Below are 13,465 nucleotides of genomic sequence, written 5' to 3' on the forward strand. Positions count from 1 at the left end.
CCGGGCTCGTGTGCCTTCGGTCACACACAGAGAAAACACGAACAGGGACGAGACGAACAGCGACGAAACGAAGCAACGAGCAGAACAAGAGGCAAAGCGAGGAGCTATGCCCGCCAACGACGATTTGCAGAAGGCGCAACGCTTCCGCGAGGCGGCGCTGCCCTATCTCGACGACGTCTACACGCTCGCGCGCTATCTGTTGCGTGACGCCTCCGATGCCGAGGACGCGGTGCAGGAGTGCTATCTGCGCGCGCTGAAGCATTTCGACAGCTATCGCGGGCCGGCGATGAAGCCCTGGCTGTTCGCGATCCTGCGTAACGTCTGCAATGCCGAATATGCACGGCGCGCGCACAGGCACAGCGCAATCGACGATACGCCCGGCGCTGCCGAGCAGACGCCGATCTGGCAAGAGACCGAGGCAAGTCCGGAAACCGAAGTGCTGCGCAGCCGCGATGCGGGCGCGATCCGCAAGCTGATCGACGCGCTCGCCGAACCGTTCAAGGAAACATTCGTGCTGCGGGAGATCAACAGCCTGTCCTATCGTGAAATCGCCGAGGCCGTCGGTGCACCCGTCGGCACTGTGATGTCCCGCCTCGCCCGCGCCCGCGCCATGCTGCGCGCGGCCTGGACGGCGGATGAGGAGCAAGCAAGATGACCTGCGACGAAGCAAGGATCCTGCTTCACGCGCTGCTCGACAACGAGCTCGATGCCGGCCACGCGCGCGAGGTCGAAGCCCATATCGCCAGCTGCCCGGCCTGCGCTGCGGAGTTTTCGGCCCAACGCGACATGCAACGCGTACTCGCGAACGCCGATTTGCGCTACACCGCACCGGCGAGCCTGCGTGCGCGTATCGAGGCCTCGCTGCCGCAGCCGCAGCGTCAACAGCCGAGCCGCCGCTCCGTGCTGCGCGGCTTTGCGATGGGCTCGGCAGTCTCCGCGCTGGCCGCCTCCGGCGTCGTCGCATTGGTGCTGCGCCAGGACGACCAGCAGCGCATCCTGTCGGAGGTCGTCTCCGCGCATCTGCGCTCGCTCCAGGCCGGCCACCTCATCGACGTGGTCTCGACCGACCAGCACACGGTGAAGCCGTGGTTCAACGGCAAGCTCGACGTCGCCCCACCCGTGATCGACCTCACCGCACAAGGCTTTACGCTGGTGGGAGGCAGGCTCGATTATATCGACGCCCGCGCCATCGGCGCGGTCGTCTACAAGCGCCGGCAGCATGTGGTCAATCTGTTCGTGTCGCAGACGTCGAACGCGGAATACCGGGCGCCCAAGACTGAGACCATGCAGGGCTTCAACTGCCGCCGCTGGGGCAATCGCGGCCTGAACTTCTGGGCCGTGAGCGATCTCGGCGCAGACGAGCTCGCCGAGTTCGTCGACAAGTTCGAGGCGGCGATGAAGGCGAATGTGGAGGGGTAGCGGCGCAACATCGCACCACGATGTTGATAGACCGAAGTGCCTCCACTTGGTCGTCCTGGCGAAAGACCCATTGCCACAGGGCAAAGTTATGCACGTGGTACTGGCCCCGAGGTCTATTGATAAATCACGCGGTATGGGTCCTGGCTTTCGCCAGGACGACATCGGGGGCTTGGAAGCATTGGAGCGACACGCCGGTCTCGCGCGACGGACCGCGCATTCGGCCTCAGGTTACGCCGACCGCCTCACCGCGTTGTCCACCAGCGTCTTGCCGAGCGACCAGATCGCGCCGGGGACCTTGTGGCTGCCGGCGATGACGTCGTCGAAGGCGCGCTCGATCCATCCGCAATCTTCCTCGGTGATGGTGAGCGGCGGCAGAAGCTTGATGGTGTGGCTGCCATGGCCCGCGACTTGCGTGAGGATCTTGTGGTCCTTGAACAGCGGCACGGTGATGAGCTGGCAGAACAGGCCCTTGTTGGCCGCCTCCAGCACGTTCCAGGACGCCCGCAGCCGCAACGATTTCGGCGGGCCGAACTCGACGCCGATCATCAGGCCCTTGCCGCGGACTTCCTTCAATAGCTCATAGCCGGGCACCATGCGCGTGAGCGCGAGGCGCAGCTCGGCACCGCGTTTGGCGGCGGACTCGATCAGCTTCTCGGACTCCATGACGTCGAGCGTGGCGATGCCCGCGGCCATCGCCAGGTCGTTCTTGGAGAAAGTGGAGCCGTGCACGACTGCACGGTCCATCTGGTTGAAGATCTTGTCGAAGATGCTCTTGCGCGTCAGCACCGCGCCGACCGGCACGTGGCCGCCGGACAGCGACTTCGACAGCAGCACCATGTCGGGCTCGACGTTCCAGTGCTCGACCGCGAGGAAGCGGCCGGTGCGGCCCATGCCGGTCTGGATCTCGTCGGCGACGAACAGCGTGCCGTATTTCTTGCAGAGCGCAGCCGCACCCGGCAGGAACTCGTCGGTGGGCATGTTGACGCCCTTGCCCTGGATCGGCTCGACGACGAAGGCCGCCACCTCGCGCGAGGCCAGCGCCTTTTCGAGCGCGGCGAGATCGTTGAACGGGATCGAGGTGCAGCCCGGCAGCAGCGGCTCGAAGCCGGTGCGGAAGTTCGAATCACCGGTGAGCGACAGCGCGCCATAGGTCAGGCCGTGATAGCCGTGGGCACAATAGACGATCCCCGGACGGCCGGTGGCGCCACGGGCGAACTTGATCGCGGCTTCGACGCATTCGGCGCCCGAATTGGCGAAGAACGCCTTGTCGAGATAAGGGACGTATTTCAGGAGCCGCTCGGCGAGCACGCCGGCAAGCACCGAGACGTCGAACTGGACGAGGTTGGGCAGATCGGCATCGAGCACGCTCTTGAGCGCCTCGCGCATGACAGGATGATTGCGCCCGATCGCAAACACGCCAAAACCGGACAAGAGGTCAAGATAGCGCGCCCCGTCACGATCGTAGAGGTACTGTCCCTGCCCCTTCTGGAAGCCGACATCGTAGCCGATGGTCTTCAGAACCCGAACGAACTGCTCGTTCAGATGCCGATTATGCAGGGCGCTGCGCTGGGCCTGGCGGTCCGCGAACAGCTGAGACATGTCTGGATTTGGGCTGTGCATCCGCTACATACTTCGGTTGAGGGCCGTCTCGTCAACTGAAAACGGACCGTTGCCAAAAACGGTCTGTGCGGCCTTTTGCCCTTTTTCGGACCATCTTCGCAAGCAGAGCTTTAGACCATGTTGCACTGCCAAGGAACTATCATGCGTTTAGCCCTTTACACCGGACTAATACTGGCTGGCGGTTACACCTGCCTGACCCCGGCGCTCGCCGCCGATCCGACCGGCGACTGGCGGGTTGCCGACGGCGTCGCCAACATTCGTGTCGCCCAATGCAATGGCAGCATGTGGGGCGCGGTTTCCTGGGAAAAACAGCCCGGCGGCCGCGACGAGAACAATCCGGACGCGTCGAAAAAGACCCGGCCCACGCTGGGCATGGCGACCCTGATCGACATGAAGAAGAAGCCCGGCGCCGATCAGTGGGAAGGTCAGGTCTACAACGCCAAGGACGGCCAGCTCTACAGCGCGACCATCACGCCGGTTGGCACCGACCAGCTCGAGATCAAGGGCTGCGTGATGGGCTTCCTGTGCGGTGGCGAGACCTGGACACGGGTCAGCCCCCCGATTCCCTTGAGCTCCGCCAACGCCATGGCCAAGGGCGCGCCAAAGCCCACCGGCGCGGCGCCGAAAGCCCTGGGAACGACGGGCGCTATGGCGGCGCAGCCTGCGCCCGCAGCCCCGAAGGCCGCCGGCACCGCCAAACCCGGTCAGAAGGGCGCCGCCGACCAGGTCGGCGACATCTGCCTACTCCCTGAGATTGCGGGGTTTGCCCATTAGGGCGGGCTGAAACAGCAGCACGGCGGCGAGCGTCGTCACCAGCGACAGCGCGAGCAGCTTGCCCATGCTGGACGTGCCGGGATGGCTCGACAACCAAAGGCTGCCGAACGCGGTCGCCGTCGTCAGCGCGCTGAAAAAGATCGCGCGCGTCAGGCTGGTCTGGAGCAGGTTTGTCCTGCCCGAGCGCCAGGCCACGACATAGTAGATCTTGAAGGCCACGCCGACGCCGAGCAGCAGCGGGAACGCGACAATGTTGGCAAAGTTCAGCGGCAAGCCGATCAGCACGCAGATCTCGAGCGTCACCGCGCCGGCCACCAGCAGCGGCACCAACGTCATCAGCACGTCGACGAACCGGCGCAGCGTGATCCACAGCAACAGGCCGATCACCAGCAGCGCGTAGATTCCCGCATGGATGAACGCCTTCACCACGGTGTCGCCCGACTTCAGGATCGAGACCGGACCGCCGATCGCGGTCGGCTCGGCAACGAGTACCGCCGCCGCAAATTTGCGCAGCGTGTCGTTGTCGTTGGGATCGCCCTTCGGCAGCGCCTCGACACGGATGATGCCGTCCTTGCTCTTCCAGGCGCTGACGAGATCTGCCGGCAATGACTTCAGGGTGACCGGCTCGGCCTGCATCGCGTTCCGGAGCTGGTCGAACACGATCTTCATCGGCGCGACGAACACGTCCTGCGCCTTGTTCCGCGTAGCTTCATCGCCATTGGCGAGCTTTTCCAGTGCGTCCGCGAGCCGACGCGAGGCGACCGCACCCGGGCCCTTCGCGTCGCCTGCGGTCCGGCGCAGATTGTCGACCGAGGATTTCAGCGCATCGACGTTTTCCTTGTCCGTCGGTGCGGCGTCGATCTGGTCGGGATTGAGCGCGGGGTTCAGCACCTTGGCGCCCTGCGCGAGCAGCTTCAGCTTCGGCGGCTGGTCTTCAGGAACGAAGCTGTTGAGCGACATCACGCGCAACACCTCCGGTACCTTCTCCAGCTTTGCCTCCACCTGCCTTGCCTGCTCTTCCGACGTGGTCATCACGTTGATGGCATTGGCGCCCGTGTTGGGATCCTTGCGCAAATCGAGGAAGGTCGCGATCGACTCCGCCTTCGGGTTGCGCAGGTTCATCGGGTTGAAGTCGAACTTCATGTAGTAGAGCAGCGGCAGGCCGGCGACCGCCAGAAACATCGTGCCACCGACGACCAGCACGCGGTGCTTCTCCAGGAAGTGATCGAGCGGCGCCAGGAAGGCATAGCCGACCGGCTCCTTCTCGCCGGGCGGGTTCAACAGCTTCAGCATCGCCGGGAGTACCGTGATGCTGGTGACGAACGCGACCAGCATGCCGACGCCGGCGATCTGGCCGAGTTCGGCGATACCTTTGTAGTCGGTGGGGATGAAGCAGAGGAAGCCGGCCGCGGTCGCCATTGCCGCCAGCGACAACGGAATTGCCGACCGCTTGGCGGCCAGGATCAGCGCGCCCGAAAGGTCGTTATGCTTGTAGCGTTCGGAGCGATAGCGGACGCTGTACTGGATGCCGAAATCGACGCCGAGACCGACGAACAGCACGGCGAATGCGATCGACAGCAAATTGAGCGAGCCCACCATCATCAGGCCGGCGGCGGTGGTCAGCGCAAGACCGACGAAGAGATTGACGAACACCGCGAAGATGATCTTCGCCGAATGCAGCGCCAGCCACAGGATGAGCAGCACGACGAGGACCGTGCCGATGCCGTTGACGACGGCGCCTTCCTGGACGGTTGCATATTCCTCGTTGGCGATCGGGACCGGTCCGGTCAGCCGGACTCGCGCCTGATATTTGGTGGCAAAATCCAGATCGGCTGCGGCCTTGCGGATCGCATCGGTGGCGCCCTTGCCGGGCTCGAGCGCGTTGTAGTCGAGGATCGGCTTGAACTCGATGAAGGCGCGCTTGTCCGAATCCGTCAGCGGCTGGTCACTGACGAGCTCGCGCCAGGAGAAGGTCGCGTTGCCCTTATTGAGCACGGTCTCGACCGTTTGCGCGATCTGGTTGAAGGGCCGCTCGGTGTTGTCGAGCTTGACCTGCCCGCGTTTCACGCCGGCAAGTCCCGTCTCGAGCGCGCCGGTCAGGCCGCGGATCGAGGGATCGCCCGCCATGATCTCGATCAGGGGCGCGGCGGATTCGAACTGGCCGGTGACCTTGGCGACTTCTTCTGTCGGCAGGAACAACAGGCCATTCTTCTCGAAGAACTCGCCGGTGCCGAGCTGCTGCATCGACTGGAACTCGGTCTTGTTGTCCCTCAGCTTGGCGTAGAGGGCGTCCGACGCCGCGGTCGCCATCTCCGGCGTCTTGGCTTCGACCACCGCCGTAATCGTCGCATCGCGGTCGAAGGCGCGATCGAACTGCTGGTCACGTTGGCGCCAGTCCAGATTTTGGGCAATCAGCGAATTGATGTCGGTGTTGATGGCGAAGTGCCGGGACGTGTAATAGCCCGCCCCCACCGCCAGCAGGAGCCCGAGAACGACGACGAGGGAGGCAAACCGGGTGCAGGCCCTGACGATGGCAACGACGACGCTTTGCAGCACTACTTTTCTTTCTGCGGTTAACAGCTTGCCGGAAACGCCCGCTGTTTAACGGAGTTCCCGGCCGAAACCTATTGCTGTTTTGAGTGGTTGTCGCCGTCAGAAGGTTCGAGGTAAACGGCGGAAGACCATGGCAAAATCATGCGGGGGCCGTCGGTATAGCCGGGGAGTTGAGGCGGGAAAGTGACGAAGCGTGCGCACAAATGTCGTCACATTTGCTGCCACGGACGACATCTACTATAATACCGCAAAACTGTTCCCGCAGGGAACCAAAGTTCATTCCGCCTTTCCTTGCTGCCGATTTTTTGACACAAAGTGCTGCGCCTCCATGCATCGGGCCCCGAAAGGGGTGGGCGGCTACCGCGTGCGCGAAACCGATGGTGCGGATATTGCAACTCATTGGTTCGTATCGGGGTGTCCCCTGAACTTGAGAGCGGATTGGTGCAACTTGCGTGATGGCCGTCCAATGGAAGTTTATCTGGCGCAACCGCGCGGCTTTTGCGCGGGCGTGGTGCGTGCGATCGAGATCGTGGAACGGGCGCTGGAGAAGTACGGCCCGCCCGTCTACGTGCGCCATGAGATCGTACACAACAAGTACGTCGTCGAGAGCCTGAAGAACAAGGGCGCGATCTTCGTCGAGGAACTGTCGGAGGTACCGCCGAAGGCCGTGACCGTCTTCAGCGCTCATGGTGTCGCCCGCAGCGTCGAGGAAGAAGCGGCCGCACGCGACCTTCCGGTGCTCAACGCCACCTGCCCCCTGGTCACGAAAGTTCACAATCAGGGGAAGCGTTACATCGCCAGGGGCCGCACCCTGATCCTGATCGGCCATGCCGGCCACCCCGAGGTCGAGGGTACGATGGGCCAGGTTCCCGCCCCCGTATTGCTGGTCCAAAGCGTTGAAGAGGTTAAGGCCCTCGAGCTGCCGGCGGATACGCCAGTGGCCTATATCACCCAGACCACCCTGTCGGTGGATGACACAAAGGATATCATTTCGGCCCTCCAGGCCCGCTTTACAGATATTCAAGGCCCGGATATCCGGGATATCTGCTATGCGACACAGAACCGCCAATCTGCGGTAAGGGACTTGAGCAAGCTGGTCGACGTGATCTTGGTGGTGGGCGCTGCCAATAGCTCGAATTCGAACCGGCTCCGCGAAATCGGCACTGAGGCCGGTGTCGCGAGTTATCTGATTGCCGACGGCAGCGCGCTCAATCCCGAGTGGTTGAAAGATGCCAGAACCGTCGGTGTCACGGCCGGCGCTTCGGCGCCCGAGGTACTCGTGGATGACGTGATCGAAGCGATGCGGCGGATCGGACCGGTCAAGGTCTCGGTGCTCCCCGGCCGCGAGGAAAACATCGAATTCCGGCTTCCGGCCCAACTGGCTGCGAGCTGACCCACCCGAATTTCAAGCCCAGAAAGAAACTTGTAATGGCTATCCCCTTCTTCAAGGAAATGCGTATCGGCGGCTATTTGATCAAGCAGAAGCTGCTTGGCCGCAAGCGCTATCCGCTCGTGCTGATGCTGGAGCCGCTGTTCCGCTGCAACCTCGCCTGCGTCGGCTGCGGCAAGATCGATTATCCGGATGCGATCCTCAACCGCCGCATGACCGCGCAAGAGTGCTGGGACGCGGCCGACGAGTGCGGCGCGCCGATGGTCGCGATTCCCGGCGGCGAGCCGCTGATCCACAAGGAGATCGGCGAGATCGTGCGCGGCCTCGTGGCGCGCAAGAAGTTCGTCTCGCTCTGCACAAATGCGCTGCTGCTCGAGAAGAAGCTCGATCTGTTCGAGCCCTCGCCCTATCTGTTCTTCTCCGTGCATCTCGACGGCCTGAAGGAGCATCACGACAAGGCCGTGTCGCAGAAGGGCGTGTTCGACCGTGCCGTCTCCGCGATCAAGGCGGCCAAGGCCCGCGGCTTCACCGTCAACGTCAACGCCACCATCTTCGACGGCCACCCGGCCGAGGAGATCGCCAAGTTCTTGGACCTCACCGTCGAACTCGGTGTCGGCGTCTCGATGTCGCCCGGCTATGCCTATGAGCGCGCGCCGGACCAGGAGCACTTCCTCAACCGCACCAAGACCAAGAAGCTGTTCCGCGACGTTTTTGCGATGGGCAAGGGCAAGAAGTGGAATTTCATGCATTCCGGCCTGTTCCTCGACTTCCTCGCCGGCAACCAGGAATACGAGTGCACGCCCTGGGGCATGCCCGCGCGCAACATCTTCGGCTGGCAGAAGCCCTGCTATCTGCTCGGTGAAGGCTACGCAAAAACCTTCAAGGAGCTGATGGACACCACCGACTGGGAGACCTACGGCACCGGCAAGTACGAGAAGTGCGCGGACTGCATGGCCCATTGCGGCTACGAGCCGACGGCGGCGACCGCAGCCATCAACAACCCGCTGAAGGCGATGTGGGTGTCGCTGCGCGGCATCAGGACCACGGGTCCGATGGCCCCGGAGATCGACATGAGCAAGCAGCGCCCTGCGCAGTACATCTTCTCGGCGGAAGTGCAGAAGCGCCTGTCGGAGATCCGCAAGGACGAGGCCGAGGCTGCGCAGGAGAAGGCGGCGCGGAAGGCTTCGACCGCCGCGTAAGCGCGATGACCTGTAGCCTGGATGGAGCGCAAGCGAAATCCGGGACGGTCCCTCCGCGTTGAATGTCCCGGATTGCGCCCCGCTCCACTCAGGTTAGGCAGACATCAAACAAAAAGCGCCCGATCGCCAATGGCGACCGGGCCTTTTGTTTTTTTGCTCAGGCGCATTGGGGAAGAGCAAATGTGCAGGCAGTGCTCCCCTCCCTCCGCTGTGGGGTCAGTTAGCTCTCCCGCAAAAAAGTGAAAAACAACCCCATGCACAGTAGAAACGCGACTGCTGAACGGCTCAGTGTGCATTCGGCAAGTCATTGCGGCGTCGAACAAATCAGCGGCAACCGGGCAATGGCTGGGATTCTGCAGATTTGCACCGCATTCGAGCCGCGCCGTCATTTTGAGCGCAATCGAAGGCCAGCACTAGCTTCGTATTTTACGAATTTAATTTGACGCGTCGGGCAAAACAGTGGCACTATGCCATCATGGCCCATTCGAAAGCGGCGCCAGCCAGTCGGCGGCGCGCGGAAGCACTACTTTCCCGAAATCCAACCTCCGCGCAAACCGTACGATAGACGAGCGCTTGTCACAGGAATTACCTGTGTCTCACTTAGGGGTGCATTCCAAGGGTGCCCCGCGAGGGCCACTTAATTGGGGCTCATAAGGCTAAACTGTAACCGAACGCCCGCGCTTTCTATGGCGGCTCGCGCCTTCCCGTAGAAGAAGTCGGCCTTATGGCTCAGCGGGAACTTCCCGACCAGGTTGATTACAATACCGCGCCCCTTGGCATCGGGCACCTTTTTGAATATCTCGCCACTTTCGATAAAGCGAAGATACGCGTTGAGCTTGTTCTGAAGAAGGACGAGATGGTCGCCTTCGTTGTCATCCCACGGCAGATGATCGCTGATCGTGAGCCATAGCTCACCGGAAGCCTTGTCGATGGTCGCGACGTCAATTGTATCGGCCTGATCTACTGACATATTCAGCCCGTAGGATGGGTTGAGCCCTTGCGAAACCCGTCTCACTTGTTTGGTGATAACGTTGCGCCATGACCGCGTACCGTCGCAACTTCGTTCCGGGTGGGTGCTTCTTCTTTACCGTCAATCTGGCGGAACGGAAGCTATCGTTGCTCACGGATCATGTCGAGCTATTGCGCGCGGCGTTTCGTGAGACGCACCAGCGCCATCCGTTCACGATCGATGCCATCGTGGTGTTGCCTGATTATCTTCACACCGTATGGACGTTGCCTGAAGCTGACGCCGATTTTGCAATGCGCTGGCAATTGATCAAGTCCACGTTTTCGCGCGGTCTGGCGCGAAACGAAAGGATCTCCCGAAGCCGTTCGGCCAAAGGTGAGCGGGGCATCTGGCAACGCAGATATTGGGAGCACACCATTCGCGACGAAATCGATTTCGCCCGGCATATCGACTATGTTCATATCAATCCGGTCAAGCACAGGCTCGTCGACCGGGTACGCGACTGGGCGCCGTCCTCGTTTCATCGTCACGAGGAGCTTGGCAACTATCCAGTCGATTGGGCGGGCGATCAGTCGGATGATGGCCGCGATTATGGAGAGCGCTGATCGGGAAGAGATGGGTTTCGCAAGGGCTCAACCCATCCTACGGAGTGACGCTTTGCGAGGCCCGGCCGCTGATGGCGACCAGGCCACGATCAAAAAAAGGCCCGGCACCAATGGCGACCGGACCTTTTGTTTTTAGTGATCGCAGAACCCGGCTCAGGCCGCCTCGGAGACCAGCGCTTCGCTCTCCACAAGCTCGGTGCCGATTAAATAGTCGCGGCAGCCGCGCAGGCTGCGCAGCGCGCGGTTGAAGTCGAGGCCGGTCGAGACCAGTCCATGCAGCGCGGTCGGATTGCGCGCGATGCCGCGCAGCACGGCCAGCACGTCGATCTGACCGTTCGGCTTGATGGCGGCGCGGGCGAGCGCCGGCAGCGCGCGATGGGCGGGATCGCTGATGACGCGGACCGCGGCGAACGGCAAGCCGGCCTCGGCGGCGTAGGCGGCCGCGATGTGGCTTTCCATGTCGACGGCGGCCGCTCCGGTCTCGGAATGCAGCGCCGCCTTGCAGGAGCGCCCGGTGACCACTTCCTCGGCACCGGCGAGGCTGCCGCGCACCACGCGGCGGCGCCCCGACGTCAGGCGGTCGATCAGGTCGTCGCCGAGCGACAGGCCGGCAGCCCAGCGGGTGTCGCCCGCGAGCACCTCGGTCGCCAGCACGACGTCGCCGGAGCGCAGCGTCGGGTCAAGCCCGCCGGCCACGCCGAACGAGATCACACCGCGAATCGTCTCGGGATCCAGCACCGTCAACAGCGCCCGCAACTGGGTCGGGCTGCTCGACGAGCAAATAACCGCCATTCCGGGCCCGGCCGCGATGCGGGCCTCCTGAACCAGTCCAGTCACGATCAATATCGGCCGCGGATCAACGGTTTGACCCGCGGTAACATAGTCCCCCGTCCCCAAAGTCACATTCCGACCCCTACCACCCTGCTGTTGGTGTTCCGCAAGTTCCGATACCGCGCCAACGCCCACAGCGGGAAGAACTTCGGATAACCATGGTACCGTAGATAGAATACACGGGGAAAGCCTGTGGCGGTGTACCGCTGTTCGTCCCACAGTCCTTTTTCGTTCTGTGTTGCAATCAGGTACTCCACCCCGCGGGCGACGGCCGGGTGATCAACCTCGCCTGCCGCCATCAGGGCAAGCAAGGCCCATGCCGTTTGCGAGGCGGTCGAGGGGGCAGCCTCCCAGCCGCGATAGTCCAGCCGGTAGCTGACGGCATCCTCGCCCCAGCCGCCGTCCTTGTTCTGGATCGAGGCCAGCCAGCCGGCGGCTTTCCGGATCATGGGGTCGTCATGGCGGACGCCGGCCATGTTGAGGGCGCACAGCACCGACCAGGTTCCATAGATGAAGTTCATGCCCCAGCGGCCGTACCAGGAGCCTTCGGGATGCTGGGTCTTCCGCAGGTAGGCGATGCCATCGGCGACATGCTTGCTGGTCTTCGCGGTCTCGCCGAGCTGGGACAGCATCGAGATGCAGCGCGCGGTGACGTCCTCGGTCGGCGGGTCGAGCAGCGCGCCATGGTCCGAGAACGGGATGTTGTTCAGATAATATTCGAGGTTGTTGACGTCGAAGGCAGCCCAGCCGCCGTCGTCGCTCTGCATGCCCTCGATCCACTCCCGGGCGCGGTCGATCGCGGCGTCATAGCCGGTCGCGCCGTGCTCCCGGCGCATGCGGTCCATCGACATCACGACCACCGCAGTGTCGTCGAGATCGGGATAATGGGCATTGTTGTACTGGAAGGCCCAGCCGCCCGGGCGCACGTCGGGCCGCTTCACCGCCCAGTCGCCCTTCACCTCGAGCTCCTGCTTCGGGATCAGCCAGTCGAGACCCTGCTTGGCCGCAGGCACCGCCCTGTCACCGCCGGCTTCGAGCAGCGCGTGGGCGGTCAGAGTCGTGTCCCACACCGGCGAGACGCAGGGCTGGCAATAGGCTTCGTCGTCCTTGATCACGAGCAGCTTGTCGATACCCCGGCGCGTGATCGCGCGCGGCGGATAACTCTCATCCTTGCCGAGCGCCTCGTACATCATGACGATGTTGGCCATCGGCGGATAGATCGCCCCCATGCCGTCCTCGCCGTTCAACCGCTCCTCGGTGAAGGCGAGCGCGGCATCGATGGCGCGCTTGCGCAGGCTCTTGGGAAACATCGGCTCGATCACGCGCAAAATGCCATCAAGCGCACGGAACAGCACGAACCAGGCCATGCTCTGGTGCGGCGCCTTGGCGGTCATGCCGATCGAGCGCGGGTCCTGCAGGAACAGCTCGTCGATGCCGACGCCTTTCGGATTTTTCGCCCGTGGCTTCAGCGCGGCGATGACCATCAGCGGCACCATGGTGGTGCGCGCCCAGTAGGAGATCTTGTTGATGTGGAACGGCGACCAGAACGGCAGCAGCACGATCTCGATCGGCAGCACCGGTACCGCGCGCCAGGTCACGACGCCAAACATCGCAAGCATGAAGCGCGTGAAGACATTGCTGTGAACGGCGCCTCCGCGGGAATGGATCGCCTCGCGCGCACGCACCATGTGCGGCGCGTCGATGGGATCCCCGATCATCTTCAGCGCGAAATATGCCTTCACGCTGGCGCTCATGTCGAACTCGCCGTCGTGCACCAGCGGCCAGCCGCCATGGGCGCCCTGAACGCGGCGAAGATAATTGGCGATCTTGGCTTCGAGCACGGCATCGACCGGCTCGGCGAGATAATGGCGCAGCAGCACGTATTCGGCCGGAATCGTGCAATCGGCCTCGAGCTCGAACACCCAATGGCCGTCGGATTGCTGAAAGCCGAGGACGCCTTCGGTGGCCGACGCAATGCTCGATTCCAAGTTCCCCAATTCTTGGGCTTCGCGGCTGGTCGCGTTCACGGAATCCATCTCGCTCGATTGCTCCGATAGTCGATTGAATTGGCCGAAATTGACCGGGACAAATGCCCGTCAGGGCCGCC

Annotated in this window: 11 protein-coding genes; 6 read left to right on the top strand and 5 right to left on the bottom strand. The window is 63.0% G+C overall.

Annotation, left to right across the window (positions count from 1 at the left end; all coding sequences use genetic code 11):
* The first annotated feature begins 106 nt into the window (after positions 1 to 106).
* Together AC0L2J_RS21320 and AC0L2J_RS21325 are read left to right on the top strand one after the other, a co-directional pair.
* On the top strand, positions 107 to 655 hold the full coding sequence (locus AC0L2J_RS21320; RefSeq protein ID WP_473393916.1) for a sigma-70 family RNA polymerase sigma factor: 549 nt from the start codon (positions 107 to 109) through the stop codon (positions 653 to 655).
* The gene (locus AC0L2J_RS21325; RefSeq protein ID WP_007608101.1) at positions 652 to 1,419 is read left to right on the top strand and encodes an anti-sigma factor family protein; all 768 of its coding nucleotides are present in this window, start codon (positions 652 to 654) and stop codon (positions 1,417 to 1,419) included. Before AC0L2J_RS21320 ends, AC0L2J_RS21325 begins: the two co-directional genes overlap by 4 nt.
* 228 nt (positions 1,420 to 1,647) lie before the next feature.
* Here AC0L2J_RS21325 and hpnO read toward each other — a convergent pair whose 3' ends face one another.
* Positions 1,648 to 3,039, bottom strand: a complete 1,392-nt coding sequence (hpnO, locus tag AC0L2J_RS21330; protein ID WP_007608097.1) for an aminobacteriohopanetriol synthase HpnO — start codon at positions 3,037 to 3,039, stop codon at positions 1,648 to 1,650.
* Between the two features lie 141 nt (positions 3,040 to 3,180).
* Here hpnO and AC0L2J_RS21335 point away from each other — a divergent pair, with 141 nt between their 5' ends.
* Entirely contained in the window at positions 3,181 to 3,813 is a 633-nt protein-coding gene (locus AC0L2J_RS21335; protein ID WP_063993111.1) for a DUF2147 domain-containing protein, read from the top strand.
* Here AC0L2J_RS21335 and hpnN read toward each other — a convergent pair.
* On the bottom strand, positions 3,781 to 6,369 hold the full coding sequence (gene hpnN / locus AC0L2J_RS21340; protein ID WP_007608093.1) for a hopanoid transporter HpnN: 2,589 nt from the start codon (positions 6,367 to 6,369) through the stop codon (positions 3,781 to 3,783). The genes AC0L2J_RS21335 and hpnN overlap by 33 nt on opposite strands.
* Positions 6,370 to 6,832: 463 nt before the next feature.
* Between hpnN and ispH the strand changes: the two genes are divergently transcribed.
* Together ispH and hpnH are read left to right on the top strand one after the other, a co-directional pair.
* Positions 6,833 to 7,759, top strand: a complete 927-nt coding sequence (gene ispH, locus AC0L2J_RS21345; RefSeq protein WP_219684809.1) for a 4-hydroxy-3-methylbut-2-enyl diphosphate reductase — start codon at positions 6,833 to 6,835, stop codon at positions 7,757 to 7,759.
* A 35-nt stretch (positions 7,760 to 7,794) separates the two neighbouring features.
* The gene (hpnH, locus tag AC0L2J_RS21350; protein ID WP_007608088.1) at positions 7,795 to 8,955 is read left to right on the top strand and encodes an adenosyl-hopene transferase HpnH; all 1,161 of its coding nucleotides are present in this window, start codon (positions 7,795 to 7,797) and stop codon (positions 8,953 to 8,955) included.
* 637 nt (positions 8,956 to 9,592) lie between these two features.
* Here the strand turns inward: hpnH and AC0L2J_RS21355 are convergent.
* The gene (locus AC0L2J_RS21355; protein ID WP_473393927.1) at positions 9,593 to 9,925 is read right to left on the bottom strand and encodes a DUF6572 domain-containing protein; all 333 of its coding nucleotides are present in this window, start codon (positions 9,923 to 9,925) and stop codon (positions 9,593 to 9,595) included.
* Between the two features lie 68 nt (positions 9,926 to 9,993).
* On the opposite strand from AC0L2J_RS21355, the gene AC0L2J_RS21360 reads away from it, so the two are divergent.
* Positions 9,994 to 10,527 (top strand): REP-associated tyrosine transposase, encoded by a 534-nt coding sequence (locus tag AC0L2J_RS21360; protein WP_473393930.1) that lies wholly within the window; start codon positions 9,994 to 9,996, stop codon positions 10,525 to 10,527.
* Positions 10,528 to 10,680: 153 nt separating this feature from the next.
* Here the strand turns inward: AC0L2J_RS21360 and AC0L2J_RS21365 are convergent, their stop codons facing one another.
* Both AC0L2J_RS21365 and shc read right to left on the bottom strand, forming a co-directional pair.
* The gene (locus tag AC0L2J_RS21365) at positions 10,681 to 11,430 is read right to left on the bottom strand and encodes a phosphorylase (protein WP_007608085.1); all 750 of its coding nucleotides are present in this window, start codon (positions 11,428 to 11,430) and stop codon (positions 10,681 to 10,683) included.
* Positions 11,427 to 13,394, bottom strand: coding sequence for a squalene--hopene cyclase (gene shc, locus AC0L2J_RS21370; RefSeq protein WP_007608083.1), 1,968 nt, complete (start codon positions 13,392 to 13,394; stop codon positions 11,427 to 11,429). The genes AC0L2J_RS21365 and shc overlap by 4 nt, the downstream gene beginning before the upstream one ends.
* Positions 13,395 to 13,465 lie beyond the last annotated feature (71 nt).

This window comes from Bradyrhizobium sp. MV1.5, from assembly GCF_055807615.1.

Coding starts and splice junctions, on each gene's coding strand:
- AC0L2J_RS21355 (WP_473393927.1), bottom strand. CDS start 9,925: ATGTCAGTAGATCAGGCCGATACAATTGACGTCGCGACCATCGACAAG.
- AC0L2J_RS21325 (WP_007608101.1), top strand. CDS start 652: ATGACCTGCGACGAAGCAAGGATCCTGCTTCACGCGCTGCTCGACAAC.
- AC0L2J_RS21335 (WP_063993111.1), top strand. CDS start 3,181: ATGCGTTTAGCCCTTTACACCGGACTAATACTGGCTGGCGGTTACACC.
- hpnO (WP_007608097.1), bottom strand. CDS start 3,039: ATGCACAGCCCAAATCCAGACATGTCTCAGCTGTTCGCGGACCGCCAG.
- AC0L2J_RS21360 (WP_473393930.1), top strand. CDS start 9,994: ATGACCGCGTACCGTCGCAACTTCGTTCCGGGTGGGTGCTTCTTCTTT.
- AC0L2J_RS21320 (WP_473393916.1), top strand. CDS start 107: ATGCCCGCCAACGACGATTTGCAGAAGGCGCAACGCTTCCGCGAGGCG.
- shc (WP_007608083.1), bottom strand. CDS start 13,394: ATGGATTCCGTGAACGCGACCAGCCGCGAAGCCCAAGAATTGGGGAAC.
- ispH (WP_219684809.1), top strand. CDS start 6,833: ATGGAAGTTTATCTGGCGCAACCGCGCGGCTTTTGCGCGGGCGTGGTG.
- hpnH (WP_007608088.1), top strand. CDS start 7,795: ATGGCTATCCCCTTCTTCAAGGAAATGCGTATCGGCGGCTATTTGATC.